This window comes from Enterobacter chuandaensis (assembly GCF_003594915.1).
GTDB classification, from domain to species: Bacteria; Pseudomonadota; Gammaproteobacteria; order Enterobacterales; family Enterobacteriaceae; genus Enterobacter; species Enterobacter chuandaensis.
The window spans coordinates 75,985-92,090 of sequence record NZ_QZCS01000016.1 but is presented as its reverse complement, the minus strand read 5'-3'; the positions used below and the strand labels follow the sequence as shown (position 1 = coordinate 92,090).

Below are 16,106 nucleotides of genomic sequence, written 5' to 3'. Positions count from 1 at the left end.
TCTGCAAATCAGGCTTTAGGTTTGTAGTTGCGCAATGCATTACGCCCCAGAACCACACCACAGCCAATCATACCGCCCAGCAGCACGGCAAGAACCAGAATAACCGCTTTCTTAGGACTATCGCGACGAACGGGCAGATCCGGCTTCATAACGTAACGATAAACATGGATAGTGTCCGGGTTTACGTTCAGGTTCTGGATGTCCAGCAGGTTTCGTTTGGTCTGATAATATGCGGTAGAGAAGATCAGCGGGCGGGACGCTTCATTATCTATCATCGATTTCAGCCCTTCACTACCCAGCAGGAACATCGTCTCCTGGGTGACATCCTGGGTTTGCTGAATCTGTGGCGAGGAGATTTTCGCCGCTTCAGCATTCTTCAATGCTTCTGCAATCTGTTTAATACGCAGATCTTTCTGCTCCTGAGCGACCTTCTCCTGGCTAACCAGAGAATCGTTCAGGGTTTTAATCTGCTCTTTAATATTGTCTTTGAGATCAAGGGCCAGTTCCTTTGACGTTTGCTCATCAACCTGTTGGATGTACTGCGCCAATTGCTTTTGCGCCGCTTCTGCAGAGGTACTGGTATAGGATACGCTTAACGGCAGCGGCTGCCCTTTAACAGCAGGCTCAATGGTCAGTTTTTCAGGCACATCCTGGTTGTCCAGGGCTTGCGATAACGCCGAGAAAGAGGCGTTAAAACGATCAATCGCGCGCGTTTGAATGTCCAGCATTGAAGGAGCAGCGCTGCCGTAGAGGATGTTCAATGCGTTTGAGTAGGTCGCTATCTGCGCCGCATCAGGTTGGGCGATGATCGCACTTGAGGTCCACTTTTCCTTTGCAACTGTGAGATATCCCACGGCCAGGGCAATAAAAACAACGACAAACGTTGCTATTATCCATTTCCCACGCCACAGCTGTACCACTAAATCAAGTAAATCAATTTGCTCAGGGTCGTTGCTTCGGCTGACCTGGCTATTGTTGTTTTGCGTCATACAATCCCTAACAGATGAAAAAGGGGAAACATAATTATGTTTGCATAGTTTATCGATTACTGCGGATTTTTCTATAAGAATCCGATGAGTTATATCGTAAAGATGGGTTATGTAACTCATCCCCCTTCGCGCTATCATAGACATCATGTGATGCGTTATAGCATCTGTAAGAATAGGGTTTAAGAGGGAATATATGAAATTTTTGGTCACGGGTGCAGCAGGTTTTATCGGTTCGAATGTCAGTAAACGCCTCATTGAAGCTGGCCATCAGGTTGTCGGTATTGATAACTTAAATGATTACTACGATGTCAACCTGAAGCTGGCACGTCTGGAACGGCTGCAATCAGAGCGTTTCACCTTTCACAAGCTGGAGTTAGCGGACCGTGAAGGCATGGCAGCGCTTTTCGCCGGTGAGAAGTTTGATCGGGTCATTCATCTGGCTGCACAGGCTGGCGTGCGCTACTCCCTGGAAAACCCGCACGCCTATGCGGATGCCAACCTTATTGGCCATCTCAACGTGCTGGAAGGATGCCGTCACAACAACGTTCAGCACCTGCTTTATGCCTCATCAAGCTCCGTGTATGGCCTCAACCGCAAAATGCCGTTCTCCACTGACGATTCAGTGGATCACCCCGTTTCACTCTATGCTGCGACCAAAAAAGCCAATGAACTGATGTCGCACACCTATTCGCACCTGTACAACTTGCCGACCACCGGACTGCGCTTCTTTACCGTGTACGGTCCGTGGGGACGCCCGGATATGGCGCTGTTTAAATTTACTAAGGCAATGATTGAAGGCAAAAGCATCGATGTCTATAACTACGGGAAGATGAAGCGCGACTTTACCTACATCGATGATATTGCTGAAGCAATTATTCGTCTGCAGGATGTTATTCCCCAGCCTGACACAAACTGGACCGTTGAGACCGGCTCACCGGCAACCAGTTCAGCACCTTACCGGGTTTACAACATCGGTAATAGCTCGCCAGTAGAGCTGATGGACTACATCACCGCACTGGAAGACGCACTGGGTAAAAAAGCCGAGAAAAATATGTTGCCACTCCAGCCAGGGGACGTACTGGAAACCAGTGCCGACACGAAAGCGCTGTATGACGTGATCGGTTTTAAACCGCAAACCTCGGTTAAAGACGGCGTGAAGAACTTCGTTGACTGGTACCGAGAGTTTTATAAGGTCTGAAAATAATAAACCCGGCAAATCAGCCGGGTTTTTTATGAAGCAAGAGAATTAGTCGCTACCGAACAGATCGCGGGTATAGACTTTGTCCGCTACGTCAGCCAGCTCTTCCGCCATGCGGTTCGAGATGATGACATCCGCTTCCTTCTTGAAAGCATCCAGATCGCGGATCACGCGGGAATTGAAGAACTGATCTTCCTGCATGGCTGGCTCAAAGATAATAACCTCTACGCCTTTCGCCTTAATACGCTTCATGATCCCCTGAATGGAAGAGGCGCGGAAGTTATCGGAACCGCTCTTCATGATCAGACGGTACACACCAACCACCTTCGGTTGACGTGCAAGGATCGAATCGGAGATGAAATCTTTACGCGTACGGTTAGCATCAACAATCGCCGAGATGAGATTATTCGGCACCGCCTGATAGTTTGCCAGCAGTTGCTTCGTGTCTTTCGGCAGGCAATAGCCACCGTAGCCAAATGACGGGTTGTTGTAATGGTTGCCAATGCGCGGGTCGAGACACACCCCTTCAATAATCTGGCGCGTATTCAGTCCAAGGCTTTCTGCGTAGCTGTCGAGCTCATTGAAGTAAGCCACTCGCATTGCCAGATAGGTATTCGCGAAAAGCTTAATCGCCTCGGCTTCGGTTGAATCAGTGAACAGCACCTGAATATCTTTCTTCACTGCGCCTTCCTGAAGCAGCGCGGCGAAACGTTCAGCGCGCTCGGAACGTTCACCAATGACGATACGGGAAGGATGCAGGTTATCGTAAAGCGCTCTCCCCTCACGCAGGAACTCTGGCGAGAAGAAGATATTATCAATACCAAACTTTTCTTTGATGGATTTGGTAAAACCAACCGGGATCGTCGACTTGATGACCATTACCGCATCAGGGTTGATGGCGATAACGTCCCTGATAACCGCTTCTACGGTTGAGGTGTTGAAATAGTTGGTTTTTGGATCGTAGTCAGTAGGCGTGGCAATAATGACGTAATCCGCATCGCGGTATGCATCTTCTTTATCCGTCGTGGCGCGGAAATTCAGCGTTTTATTGCTGAGATAATCCTGGATTTCTTTGTCGACAATCGGCGATTTCTTCTGATTGAGCATATCCACTTTAGTCTGCACGATATCCAGTGCAACCACTTCATGATTCTGAGCAATCAGAATGCCGTTAGAAAGACCGACATACCCTGTTCCGGAAATTGTTATTTTCATTCGCTAATGACTTCTTTTAGTTAACTGTATTGATGGCCGGCAGACCATCGCGATAAACATAACTGTTGGGCTTTGTACCTCCTGGCAAACAGCACTGTCAAGGCAAACCAGGAGCAATCACTACGAGCGGGACGAGATTCAGACTACTTCGAATATTGCGCGGCATTTTTTGCATAAAAAAAACCCGGAGACGAGCTCCGGGTTGATGTTATTCCTGAGAGTTAACTCATTCCATCCATTCGGTATGGAAGACACCCTCTTTATCCGTGCGTTTGTAGGTATGCGCACCGAAGTAATCACGCTGTGCCTGAATCAGGTTGGCAGGCAGCACGGCAGCACGATAGCTGTCGTAGTACGCCACCGCAGCGGAGAAGGTTGGAACCGGAATACCGTTCTGTACCGCGTAAGCGACCACGTCACGCAGCGCCTGCTGGTACTCGTCCGCAATCTTCTTGAAGTACGGTGCCAGCAGAAGGTTGGCGATACCGGCGTTCTCAGTATAGGCATCGGTGATTTTCTGCAGGAACTGCGCACGAATGATGCAACCCGCACGGAAGATCTTCGCGATTTCACCGTAGTTCAGATCCCAGTTGTTCTCGTCTGACGCCGCACGCAGCTGAGAGAAGCCCTGCGCGTAGGAGACGATTTTACCCAGGTACAGTGCACGACGCACTTTCTCAACGAACTCAGCTTTGTCGCCAGCTGGTTTAGTCTGTGGACCGGACAGCACTTTAGATGCCGCGACGCGCTGCTCTTTCAGAGAAGAGATGTAACGCGCAAAGACGGATTCGGTGATCAGAGACAGGGGTTCCCCCAGATCCAGAGAGCTCTGGCTGGTCCATTTACCGGTACCTTTGTTCGCTGCTTCATCCAGAATCACATCAACCAGGTATTTACCCTCTTCATCTTTTTTCGTGAAGATATCTTTGGTGATGTCGATCAGGTAGCTGTTCAGCTCGCCTTTGTTCCACTCGGTAAAGGTTTCAGCCAACTCTTCGTTGGAGAGGTTCAGGCCGCCTTTCAGCAGGGAATAAGCTTCAGCAATCAACTGCATGTCGCCATATTCGATGCCGTTGTGCACCATTTTCACATAGTGACCTGCACCGTCCGCACCAATATAGGTTACGCAAGGCTCGCCATCTTCAGCCACGGCTGCGATTTTGGTCAGGATAGGCGCAACCAATTCGTATGCATCTTTCTGGCCACCAGGCATGATAGATGGACCTTTCAGCGCGCCCTCTTCACCACCGGAAACACCGGTACCGATGAAGTTGAAGCCTTCAGCGGACAGCTCACGGTTACGACGAATGGTGTCCTGGAAGAAAGTGTTACCGCCATCAATGATGATGTCACCTTTTTCAAGGTAAGGCTTCAGGGAGTCGATAGCTGCATCGGTACCCGCCCCTGCTTTCACCATTAACAGGATACGACGAGGCGTTTCCAGAGACTCAACGAACTCTTTCACCGTATAGAAAGGAACCAGCTTCTTGCCTGGGTTCTCGGCAATGACTTCTTCGGTCTTATCACGGGAGCGGTTGAAAACGGAGACGGTATAACCACGGCTTTCGATGTTGAGCGCCAGGTTGCGCCCCATCACTGCCATACCGACAACGCCGATCTGTTGCTTGGACATTACATACTCCTGTCAGGTGTGGATACCCCGCCGGAATGCGAACGACGGGTAAAGTAAAAAACATGTTAACTCAAGGGCGAGGTAAGAGGATAGCAAATGATGCACTGATCACATAACTGCATATTTTCTAGTGAATTATCGGCTGAAAATCTCAGTATGCACCATCGCGATGTAACACAACCTTCACCGTCTTAAACAAAATGGCAATATCATTCCAAAGAGTCCAATTTTTGACGTACCATGCATCAAAATAGACGCGTGTATCGTAATCAACGTCGTTACGACCACTCACTTGCCATAAGCCCGTCATGCCAGGCTTTGCCATCAGATAATAGTCAACATCATCACAGTAACGTTCCAGTTCGTCAGAAATGATAGGTCGCGGACCAACCAGGCTCATTTCACCTTTAAGCACGTTGAATAATTGCGGTAATTCATCAAGGCTGGTTTTACGAATAAAACGCCCCACAGCGGTAATGCGTGGATCATTCTTTAATTTAAAATCTTTTTCCCACTCGGCCCTCGCTTCCGGATCGCTATCCAGAAGCTCTTTTAACACTTCCTGAGAATTCATCACCATTGAGCGGAATTTGTAGCACGGGAATAACTTTCCGTTTCGCCCTACGCGCTGATGACCATAAATGGCTGGCCCACCGTCACGTGTCACTTTATACCACAGGTAAATCATGAGTGGTGATGCGACTAACAATATTAATGAAGAGCAAACAATATCGAAAGTACGCTTAAGAAAACGAGAGGTCCTTTTGGCAAGATTGTTTTGTATCCTCAATAACATCACTTCATGGCTAAAAATGAAGGACATATCTGTATTATATAAGGGCAATCCGCGGAAAGAAGGCACAACAGTAACTGAACGACAATGGTGTTTAGATAACTCACGAAGCCATAATTGTGTTTTATCAAGCTCGGTATATTCATAGGCAAGTATATAATGAATATCGCCAGTGCGATTTAAACTCCAAATTTTTTCTACATCTTGTATTACAGGTAGTGAACAAATTTCAGATGATACAGCATCAGTATCAAAGAAAGCCACAACATTAAAACCCATCATTTCTTCGCTCTGCAAGGCATTGTATGCGCCGATTGCATTTTCACCACATCCAAGAATGACGGTTGTTTTTTTCCAGATACCTAATTTATTTAGCAAGTGTTTTGTTAGAACACGGAATAAGGGCACCAAAATCAGCGCAAACGACCAGCAGAACACCCAAACATAACGAGAAAATTGCCATTTTGTAAACGCAATCAGCGCCAAATCAAACACGGCAAAAATCACAATAGTCCGAATAATCTCTTTTAATTCATACCAAAATGGTTTGCGATAAGTGTAATGACGCAAACGTATCCAAAACCATCCAACACAGACGATTGAAAGTATGAAATGGGAAATGAAGCGCGAGTCTAATTGTTCTTGCGGAATAAAACGCTGAACCTCATTAAAAACTAAATATACGCATCCCAAAGAAAGCCATAAAGCCACATTAAAGAATATCAGATCTGAAACAGCCAATAAGATCTTACATAATTGTGGATTATACTTATTATGAATATTATCCATTAACCCTCACCCTCTAAATGGGTAACAACACATCGTATAAATATGTTTTTATTTATTTGCACTCAAACACAAAAATGAAAATAAAGATATTCTCAACTAAGTATTAACAATGGTAGTGAGAACTCTCTTCACAATATGTTGAGCTGTCTCGAGCGAATTAGCTTCTGCATAACAACGTAACTCTGGGGCATTTCCTGAAGGGCGTAAATGCACGATACTATTACTGTCGAGCGCTATTCTTATCCCATCAGTTGTATCTAGCGATACAGCAATTTCGTCTTGTAGACCTATAGTATTTAATAATAATTGCTGATTTTTTATGCCCATCGCAATCAACTTGTGGCTCTTTTCAGGGCTGACGTTCTGTAATCGATCAGAGTAAGTGTAGCGACAAGGCAGTTGTTGAACAAGAGAACTAATACTTTTGTCTCTGCTACTATAAAGAAGCATGATGGCAGGCAGTACAGCATCACGAGTTGGTAGAGCTGCTAATGGTTGCTCGTTAACTAAAATATTGCTTCCTAACAGGAACCCGCCGTTAGCTTCAAAACCTGCGATATTTTTATAGCGTGTTGATAATTCAGAGAAGGCCGCGATCACGAAGGGAGAGCCAATTTTAGTAAGTTTAACATGCTTAAAAAAATGTCCGGTAGAAATCATGCTATTGCAACTCACTGGAATAGCGACTGCCTCAGCAGAAAGTGCCAACGAACACAAAAGACCTAAAACATCGCCTCGCAGCCACTGCCCTTTCTCATCAGAAATTAAAGGCCTATCTCCATCACCATCAGTAGAAAAAATAGCATCTAGTTTATAATGCTCAGCCCAGAGAATCGCTTTCTCCCTATCGCCTTCACTAACTGCTTCAGTATCGATAGGAACAAAATTGTCGCTTCTACCCAAACTGATAACTTCGGCTCCTAAGGCTTCAAATAAGGGTTTATAAAGATCGCGCCCTGCACTTGAGTGCTCATAAATTCCAATGCGTTTATTCTTAAGGAATGGCGTAGGGAATAAGGAGAGATAACGCGAGATGTAATTTTCTGCAGCAATTGTAGAAACTGGCAAGGTCTTGAGTACAAGTTTTTTACATGTGGCTTCAGTTTTAAGTATCGCTAATTCATCATCTTTCGTAATTTCACCATCGGGACGGTAGAATTTTAACCCGTTCCGATCAAACGGTATGTGGCTACCCGTGATCATGATTGCAGGAATACGATCAGTCATAGCCTGGAGCGCTAAAGCAGGTGTTGGGATAACACCATAAAAAATAGCACTAATGCCTTTATCTTCTAACGCTGCCACGCAAGCCTGGGCCATTGCGTAGCTGCTTGGTCGATTATCAATCGCTAATGCAACAGTTTTAAACACAAAATCTTGCTGCATAACGGTCACAAATGAAGCGGTAAAAGCAGCACATACTTCAGGTGTAAAATCGCTAACAAGACCCCGAGCACCACTGGTTCCAAAAGCAATGCCTGAGGCAGCAATTACATCACAACTATTACTTACCTGGTTCATCATTCCCTTCCTCTGAAAATCCCGAACGCTGTTCAAGGCGGATAATATCATCCTCGCCAAGGTAAGAGCCAGACTGGATTTCTATTAATTCTAATGGAGTTATTCCTGGATTTTCTAGCGCATGAATTGTCTGAAACGGGATAAAGGTTGACTCATTTTCAGAGACTAAGAATGTCTGCTCTCCCTTTGTGACACGGGCAGTACCAGATACTACAACCCAATGTTCAGCACGATGGTAATGCATTTGCGCAACAAATTTCCCTCCTGGGTTAACAGTAATACGTTTGACTAAATAGCCATCACCGCTATCGATTATGTTATATTTTCCCCAAGGACGAAAAACTTCTTGATGTTGCTTATATTCACTTCTGTTTTTTTGTTTTAAATGGTCTACTATTTTCTTAACGTCTTGTACATCATTTTTACTCGCAACAAGCACAGCATCAGCTGTTTGAACAATAACAAGATTAGTGACGCCCAAAGTACTTACAAATGCACTTTCAGAATAAATATAATTATCTTCACTTTTGTGTATAAATACATCGCCGTGAAGGACATTTCTTTGCTGATCTTTTACAGAAATATCCCATAACGAAGACCATGACCCCACATCTGACCAGCCTGCATCCATTGGCACAACTACCCCATGCTGCGTATGCTCCATAACGGCATAATCTATAGAATCACTGGGGCAAAGCGTAAATGCCTCTTGATCAATACGAATGAAATCAAGATCGGGATTGACACGCCCTATTGCTTTTTCGCATGCAAGATAGATATCTGGAGATAATTTCTTTAATTCATTTAGATAAGCGCTTGCACGAAAAAGGAACATACCACTATTCCAATAATATTTCCCAGTTTCAAGATAATGGCAGGCAGTGTCAAAATCAGGCTTCTCGACAAACTCAGCAACAGCAAAAGCATCTTCCCCGAGATGTTCACCACGTCGTATGTATCCATAACCCGTCTCGGCATGCGTAGGGACGATGCCAAACGTCACAAGTTTACCTTGCTGAGCAAGAGGTTCAGCCTGCTTAATTGCCCGAATAAAAGCAGCCTCATCTCGAATAACATGATCCGCTGCGAGAATCAGTAAGATAGGATCATTATTCAACGAATTCTGCCGAGCACCTAATGCAGCTAGTGCAATCGCTGGAGCTGTATTACGGCCTACAGGTTCAAGAATAATATTATTGGCAAGTTTATTAATGGCTCGAAGTTGTTCCGCCACGAGAAAGCGATGGCGGTCGTTACAAATAACCACAGGCGAAGCCGTTGTGAGAGGCGCTAATCTGGATATCGTATTTTGTAGCATCGAAAACTTACCTTCAACGCTAAGAAATTGTTTAGGATGATATTCACGAGAAAGCGGCCACAGACGGCTGCCTGTACCGCCTGCCATTATTACGGGAAGAACAGACATTTTATCTTATCTCTTTCGTTTTTGATCCCTGGACATTGTTCCAGTAACTCTTGTACATACTTAAAGTCCGGCACAGAGGCAATGGTAGCGACTGCCAACGTTTTCCTAACTTATATCCTAAAAGCTTAGCAACTGTTGTAAGTAGCGCCCTGGGAATCCATAAGGGGGCCTCTTTAAGAAGAAATCGCATTTCGGACTTAACAAACCGTAATCCTTCACCACCAGCGCCGCCAAAATCGCGCTGGATCCATGGTGTGCATGCATGGAATACGCCAGTATCAAAATATCGTTGGAACTCTTCTTGCGGTGTATAGTTGTGAGAATGTCTTACTACTGCCTCAGCACAGTACGCGACCTTATAACCTGCCTGAATCATTTTTGCTGCCATAAACATATCCTCGGCGAGAATTGTATGTTCAGGAAAACCACCTAATTGTTCAAAAACGGTACGCCTATAGGCAGCAAAGGAATTCGACATAAATACTGTTTTAATACCGAAAGTATTTATATCAGACTGGCTTTTTATTTGAGAATCAGAACTATAATTAAAATTTCTGGCATGAATCGCTAAAGGGTTTGCATCATAATGAGGAATTTGTCTTCCGCAAACAGCGGCAACTTCAGGATCTCGAAATACAGCTATCATTTGAGCCAACGCATCCTCATTGTCAAGGATGGCATCCTGCGTCATAAATACAACTAGTTCACTTCCGGCCGCATTGGAGAGTGCTCTATTTCTTGAACCACCGTGGTTAAATTCACTTGAAGGGATTATGATTAATTTGCAACCAAATTCTTTCGCTATTTCTGCCGTCTTATCAACAGATGAAGAGTCAATTATAATTAGCTCTGATGGTTGAATAGTTTGTTTCCCAAGAGCAATAAACCATTCTTTCCATCTATCACCTGCGTTATATGTTGGTACAATTAAAGTAAATGAATACATATTTATATTAATCCAACAATTGTAATATTTTTATTCCAATATTCTCTTTATCAACTACATAAAGATCTTTATGCTTCTGAATTCCTTCAGCCCCAACCTCTGTGGCAACAACTTTAGCTCCAGCATCAAGCATTTGAAGTACTTTAATTTTTACGCCGGCACCATATAACAATGGGGCAACGCTTAAATCTGATTTTTGGAAGGCTAACGTAGGATCAGACACAGCACCAACAACATGAACATTTGCAATGCAACTACCAACAATCTTTAACAGGCGTCGTGGACCTAAACCTAAAATCCAGAAATGAAGATTAGGTTGTTTGCGTTTCAGTCTCAAGAATACAAAAAATATAAACCATATTATAGACCAATGGTTTTCAGAGCGAGTCATATTACCAAAAAAAATAATATTTTTTTTATTCATAAATTCAGAAACTATTTCTTCAATCGGTACAGAATTAAAAACCTCACCAACTTTTTGTTTACCAAGTTCTGCGACTTCAACATTTCCATAGTAATTCATGGAGTTAATTAAATCTCTATCTTTATTAGACATCGCAATTATTGACGACAAACTATTAAACAAATCAGCCTCGATACCTAAAATTTCTGAATTTATCGGTTTTTTTAACAAAGAGCGACTCGTTCGTTGCGATACAACATCATGTGCAAAATATATGATATTGTTATGTGAAATATGTTTAACCACACCTAAGACAGAAGGAAAATCTAGCCAAATCAGATCATACGTTGTTTCCTTCAATCTTTTATTAACATAATCAACTAACTTTTTGCTGACCCGAGTAAAAAACCATGGAGCTAAAAATGATCTGTTTTTTAGGTTAAAGAGAATACCTTTAACATAGTCTAATTTATCAACGTTAATTAATTCATATGAATGACATAACTTTTTTAAATCCGGGTTTTCATGTTGTGATGCCGGAGACAACACGATAACATCAACTTCGCTACCATTAGCTATATGCTTTTTTAAATTATCGCCACATATTGCCTCCCCCGCACCAATTGTTCCTTTAGCTCCAGGATGGAAAGCACTAATGAAAAGTACCTTATGCATCATCTATTTTACCTGTCTTGAGTGGTAGCAATTTATATACAAAATAAAAGAAGATCATAAAAATTAATAACAAGGAGATATATTTAACACCATATGTCAGATCTTTTCGCATTGCTACAAAAATCAATGAAACAATTGGGAAATGATAAATTATTAATCCACTCTTTTTTGCTATGCGGTAAAAAACTATCAACGTTATCCCAAGCATTAGTCCGTGAATAAAAACTCCGACATACCCCAAAGAGTGAAATCCTTCAGTAAAAATAAACTGCCCCCCTTTATCTTCATAATAACGGATTTCAGTATTTTCGAATAATTTTTGCTTATCTAAACCTAAAACACCATATATAAATGCTGGGATAATGAACAGTATCGGTGATAAAATCTCCAGAACACCACCATAAGGCAAATTGTTATACAAATGCCCTCTGACTTCATTAGCTAATGTCGCTAAAGAAAAATGTGTTTCATACATAATAGCAAAGGGAATTGCTGTAATAATACTACCACCCGATGTGGAGGTGCTTTCGCGAAGATACAGACCTAGCCCAGCTATAAAAAATAAAATAGTAAAAATAAGTAAAACTTTAATAATACGTAAAAAATTGATACTGCTGCTTAATAGATAATATGAAATAAAGCAAAAAATCAATAATATCAAATTCTCTCTGCGACCTTGAATAAAGATAGAGATAAGAACAAATAAAGAAATTATTATAACTATTTTATTAAATAAAGTCGTATTTTTTATTTGTGTTCTAATACTAGTCAACAAAGCATAAATTGAGAGTAAACCAGATGAAGAAATAAGAACATCCTTGGTTTCATTTTCGGCACTTCCTTCATAGATCGGTGCATAAGGAGTATGGATGAAAGAGAAATAACCTCCATAAGAATGGACACCTAAATAAAAAACAAGGAGCGCTGCAATTGCGAAACACATCGAACAAAAGTTAATAAAACTTGGATTATTAAAATCTCTTATACCTATAAGTCTGACCTTTGAAAAGGATAAATAACCCATACATACGCCACACATACCTATTATAATTACTATAGCTAGATCATTAACTGTATCAGGGAATGATAATGCTCCGAGAGGTGATAATTGTGGGAATTGTAGATAAAGTATGCCACAAATCAGATATAGAGCTATAACAAGAATCCAAGCTATTAGTACCATACATATATCTCATTTTTAATGGCAGAAAATAAAGTAAACTGATTTTTTAGCATTCATTTGCTTATTTTTTTTAAGCATCTCTTGATGATATCAACATTTTTAGCATATCCAGCTAAAAACCCAAATCTGAGTAAGGTACCAGTTAGATTCTTTGAGTACCCTAACCGAGCATAGAAGTCTGAAATATCTCTTTTATCCGCTGTATCGCCATAACATGCAACAGCTAATGTTGTATATATCCAAGGTCTTTCACTTAATAAAATACTTTCAAACTCCCTCTTGAGAACTGGATTATTAGCGTATAAAGTATCAGCCAGTTTAAAATAACCCATAAAATCAATCTTTATTCTATGTGCCTTGCCTTCGTGCGCGAATGTATCATTGTCTCCACGACAAAGCACAAGAGGCTTCGAGATATAATGTAACCGGCATCCATTATTATTAAATATATTCATCATAATGAAAACATGAGGGTAAGAAGTTCCAATAAAAGAATTATCAAATTTTACAGCAGTCCACCTCTGTCTTTTTACAACTAAGGAACTTAGATAACTAAAAACACCACCTATAGATAGACAACTTTTAAAATAATTAATTCTATCTAATTCTTCATCAAGAATGTTTAATTTATCCTTAATACTTAGCCAAGAACGATGTGGGTTTTTTATATCATTTAAGTTATATCCGGTTTCGCACCTATCACATAGATATATATCCCCATTGGAAATAAGATAAGACTCCAAAATAACTAAAGCGTCATCAGCGAGAGCATCATCACTTCCAAAGATCCAACAGTAATCCCCTTTAGCCAAAGATACCGCTTCAAGGAAATTTTTATCCGGGCCAACATTTTCACTATTACGCTTATATACAATGGGGAAACTATATTTGTTCCGCCAAATGTCGATCATGATGTCCGTACCATCCGTAGAAGCATTATCTGAAATGCAAACCTCTATATCAAAGTTTGGTTTCTTCTGATTTTCAATACTATTTAGCAATTCTTCTAAGAATGTTTTTCTATTATACGTAGGTACACAAAATGAAACGAGCATAATTTTAAACCTTTTTTGCTTTTATAACATAAGCTACTGGAAGTCCCCAAAACACAGTCAGGGCAAAAGAGATAATTAATCCAAGTAATACACCATTGATTCCATATGCAGACGAGAAATACCATTGAGAAATAAACCCGATAACTGCCTGTAGTGGAACCATCAGCCAAAGTATTTTTAGATAATTCATACTTTGCAGGAGCATTGCATATGTATCACACCAAACACGCAAACAAAAATAGATTGCTATTAATACAAATGACCATATAGAAACTTGGTATGTAATACCCTTCGCAATTATTGCAAATATCTGTACTCTAAAAACATAAGCTAACATTGTACAGGCAATCACGAAAAGAGAACCAGATAAAATGTTTACGCCGACCATTTTATTAAGTTTCTTCCACTCGCGCTTTACTCTTAGTTCAGCGCATATTGGCCATAGTGCTTGTAGTACAGCTGTATAAATGAAGAATACTAATCCAAACACCTTCATTGTTATCGTATATTGAACAATATCAGTTGGTGCAAGTCTTTGTGATATAACAATATAATCTGTCTGAAGAACTATAATAGACAGTAATGTAAAAATGAAAAAACCAGAAGATCTGCGAAGGAGAGTTAAGTAATGATATTTAGTCGTTTTTATATGAAAGAGTTTGAAATATCTATAGATAATATAGAGGCCAGAAATAGCCCCAACAGGCAAATATACAATCACCAGTGATTCTTTTATGTCGATAGGAATTTTTGCATAATATACATATAGAAGTCCTAGTAAACCCACCATGTACGATGATGCGTTCAAAATATTAGCTTTCCAGCCAACTAATTCAGCGAAGAGGATTTTATATGCAATAGTGCCAATACCTATAGAACTAAACACTAAGCATGCAATAAAGAAAATAGAACTAGCCTTGCCCTGGAGAATCTCATAAAATGATGAAAGATAACGTGATGAGACAACCCCAGATAAAAAATAAAATAACACAATGAATAAGAGAATTGCACCGAAACTCAATTGCAATGCAGCTTTAATCAATGGTCTATAATCTTTATTTTTTGCTCTGAATTCTGATATGTAATTTTGAAGACCAGTCCCAATACCAAAATCCACAATGCTACACCATACTAACAATCCAGTTAATAGGCTAAATGCCGCATACTTCTCCTCTCCCAATATAGAAAGAAGATAAGTTATGCTTGCAAGTTGTACGCCAGCAATTACTATTTTAGATAACCAAGAAGAACAGGCAACGATTAAATGATTTGGAATCTTTAACAATTTATATTTCACTATATTATTGTTCAACTGTGTCTTAAATGTTTTTTGAATTTATTAAGATTTTTTCTCTGCACAAACAAATGAATAAGCATTTAGCATTTCCCTAATACCACTTTTATAATCGTATTTTGGTTGCCATCCCAACAATATTAGCCCTTCATTATTAGCAACAGATTTCATTATTTCATTTTTTCTCTGCTCCAAAGCCCCGAATTTAAATGAACCAGGAGAACCAGGTATCATCTCATGTAAATAAAGAAGAAATTCTTTTAAATTAACACCATGTCCTGTACCAACCTGATATTCAATATAGGTAGGTACTTCGCTAATCTTGTCTAAAACCACCAAATATGCCGAGACAACATCATCGACGTAAGTGAAATCTCTTATCTGCTGTCCTGAAGTACAATGGATATCTAAATCCCCATTGCATAATCGGGATAGAATATGGGGTACAAACTTAGTTTCAGCATCTCCTGGTCCGTATACATGTTCAAGTCTCATGTTTACAAAACTAATATCATGATTATCGCTATAATACCTTCCTATCTCATTAAAATGCCTTTTCGTCATTATATATGGCCGCATATATTGATAATCAAAAGCTTCTTTTGCAAAAAAACTATCTGTATTTAAGAATATAGATGCTTGTTTTTTAACAGCCAAATCAAGAAGTTTCAATGGTTTTACAACGTTTCCATCTTCAACTTCCATCAGTGACGATGTATTACGTCCATATTCTGTAGCAAGATGAATAACTCCGACCATAACTGCATCAATCGGCATTTCGTCTACTGCCGAGTCGATACTTTCCCAGTCACACCACTTTAAACCAGGGGTAGTACTATTATGATAATTCCCAACATTACGGCTGATTGCGATGACAAACAAGCCAACGTGTTGCAAAGCTTTGAGCATATGCTTACCTATAAATCCGGATGCCCCAGTTAAAACAACATATTCTTTATTGTTCATCACCACAATCACCAATATTT

The 16,106-nt window shown here is 40.9% G+C and carries 13 protein-coding genes; 1 reads left to right on the top strand and 12 read right to left on the bottom strand.

Going from position 1 to position 16,106, the window contains the following annotated elements; genetic code table 11:
- Positions 1 to 8 precede the first annotated feature (8 nt).
- Complete coding sequence (gene wzzB / locus D5066_RS19870) at positions 9 to 989, bottom strand: LPS O-antigen chain length determinant protein WzzB (RefSeq protein ID WP_119916990.1); 981 nt, start codon at positions 987 to 989, stop codon at positions 9 to 11.
- A gap of 193 nt (positions 990 to 1,182) precedes the next feature.
- Between wzzB and D5066_RS19865 the strand changes: the two genes are divergently transcribed.
- Positions 1,183 to 2,187: an NAD-dependent epimerase gene (locus tag D5066_RS19865; RefSeq protein ID WP_119916989.1), complete on the top strand. Its 1,005-nt coding sequence runs from the start codon at positions 1,183 to 1,185 to the stop codon at positions 2,185 to 2,187.
- A 48-nt stretch (positions 2,188 to 2,235) separates the two neighbouring features.
- Here the strand turns inward: D5066_RS19865 and ugd are convergent, their stop codons facing one another.
- The 11 genes from ugd to D5066_RS19810 form a co-directional block, all read right to left on the bottom strand.
- On the bottom strand, positions 2,236 to 3,402 hold the full coding sequence (gene ugd / locus D5066_RS19860) for a UDP-glucose 6-dehydrogenase (protein ID WP_119916988.1): 1,167 nt from the start codon (positions 3,400 to 3,402) through the stop codon (positions 2,236 to 2,238).
- Positions 3,403 to 3,628: 226 nt separating this feature from the next.
- Entirely contained in the window at positions 3,629 to 5,035 is a 1,407-nt protein-coding gene (gene gnd / locus D5066_RS19855; protein ID WP_119916987.1) for an NADP-dependent phosphogluconate dehydrogenase, read from the bottom strand.
- Positions 5,036 to 5,186: 151 nt separating this feature from the next.
- Complete coding sequence (locus tag D5066_RS19850; protein ID WP_119916986.1) at positions 5,187 to 6,617, bottom strand: undecaprenyl-phosphate galactose phosphotransferase; 1,431 nt, start codon at positions 6,615 to 6,617, stop codon at positions 5,187 to 5,189.
- 96 nt (positions 6,618 to 6,713) lie between these two features.
- Positions 6,714 to 8,138, bottom strand: a complete 1,425-nt coding sequence (locus D5066_RS19845; RefSeq protein ID WP_119916985.1) for a phosphomannomutase — start codon at positions 8,136 to 8,138, stop codon at positions 6,714 to 6,716.
- Entirely contained in the window at positions 8,122 to 9,564 is a 1,443-nt protein-coding gene (locus D5066_RS19840) for a mannose-1-phosphate guanylyltransferase/mannose-6-phosphate isomerase (protein WP_119916984.1), read from the bottom strand. Before D5066_RS19840 ends, D5066_RS19845 begins: the two co-directional genes overlap by 17 nt.
- Position 9,565: 1 nt before the next feature.
- Complete coding sequence (locus D5066_RS19835; RefSeq protein ID WP_119916983.1) at positions 9,566 to 10,510, bottom strand: glycosyltransferase family 2 protein; 945 nt, start codon at positions 10,508 to 10,510, stop codon at positions 9,566 to 9,568.
- A gap of 7 nt (positions 10,511 to 10,517) precedes the next feature.
- On the bottom strand, positions 10,518 to 11,591 hold the full coding sequence (locus D5066_RS19830; protein ID WP_244288158.1) for a glycosyltransferase: 1,074 nt from the start codon (positions 11,589 to 11,591) through the stop codon (positions 10,518 to 10,520).
- Positions 11,581 to 12,771, bottom strand: a complete 1,191-nt coding sequence (locus tag D5066_RS19825) for an O-antigen polymerase (RefSeq protein ID WP_119916982.1) — start codon at positions 12,769 to 12,771, stop codon at positions 11,581 to 11,583. The genes D5066_RS19830 and D5066_RS19825 overlap by 11 nt, the downstream gene beginning before the upstream one ends.
- Before the next feature lie 53 nt (positions 12,772 to 12,824).
- Positions 12,825 to 13,826, bottom strand: a complete 1,002-nt coding sequence (locus D5066_RS19820; protein WP_119916981.1) for a glycosyltransferase family 2 protein — start codon at positions 13,824 to 13,826, stop codon at positions 12,825 to 12,827.
- 4 nt (positions 13,827 to 13,830) lie between these two features.
- Positions 13,831 to 15,123, bottom strand: a complete 1,293-nt coding sequence (locus D5066_RS19815) for an MATE family efflux transporter (protein WP_119916980.1) — start codon at positions 15,121 to 15,123, stop codon at positions 13,831 to 13,833.
- 42 nt (positions 15,124 to 15,165) lie between these two features.
- On the bottom strand, positions 15,166 to 16,086 hold the full coding sequence (locus D5066_RS19810) for an SDR family oxidoreductase (protein WP_276330576.1): 921 nt from the start codon (positions 16,084 to 16,086) through the stop codon (positions 15,166 to 15,168).
- Between the last annotated feature and the right edge of the window lie 20 nt (positions 16,087 to 16,106).

Excerpts from the sequence above, each read along its gene's own strand:
- D5066_RS19835 (WP_119916983.1), bottom strand. The coding sequence starts at position 10,510 with ATGTATTCATTTACTTTAATTGTACCAACATATAACGCAGGTGATAGA.
- wzzB (WP_119916990.1), bottom strand. The coding sequence starts at position 989 with ATGACGCAAAACAACAATAGCCAGGTCAGCCGAAGCAACGACCCTGAG.
- D5066_RS19820 (WP_119916981.1), bottom strand. The coding sequence starts at position 13,826 with ATGCTCGTTTCATTTTGTGTACCTACGTATAATAGAAAAACATTCTTA.
- D5066_RS19850 (WP_119916986.1), bottom strand. The coding sequence starts at position 6,617 with ATGGATAATATTCATAATAAGTATAATCCACAATTATGTAAGATCTTA.
- D5066_RS19830 (WP_244288158.1), bottom strand. The coding sequence starts at position 11,591 with ATGATGCATAAGGTACTTTTCATTAGTGCTTTCCATCCTGGAGCTAAA.
- D5066_RS19810 (WP_276330576.1), bottom strand. The coding sequence starts at position 16,086 with ATGAACAATAAAGAATATGTTGTTTTAACTGGGGCATCCGGATTTATA.
- ugd (WP_119916988.1), bottom strand. The coding sequence starts at position 3,402 with ATGAAAATAACAATTTCCGGAACAGGGTATGTCGGTCTTTCTAACGGC.
- D5066_RS19845 (WP_119916985.1), bottom strand. The coding sequence starts at position 8,138 with ATGAACCAGGTAAGTAATAGTTGTGATGTAATTGCTGCCTCAGGCATT.
- D5066_RS19865 (WP_119916989.1), top strand. The coding sequence starts at position 1,183 with ATGAAATTTTTGGTCACGGGTGCAGCAGGTTTTATCGGTTCGAATGTC.
- D5066_RS19840 (WP_119916984.1), bottom strand. The coding sequence starts at position 9,564 with ATGTCTGTTCTTCCCGTAATAATGGCAGGCGGTACAGGCAGCCGTCTG.
- gnd (WP_119916987.1), bottom strand. The coding sequence starts at position 5,035 with ATGTCCAAGCAACAGATCGGCGTTGTCGGTATGGCAGTGATGGGGCGC.
- D5066_RS19825 (WP_119916982.1), bottom strand. The coding sequence starts at position 12,771 with ATGGTACTAATAGCTTGGATTCTTGTTATAGCTCTATATCTGATTTGT.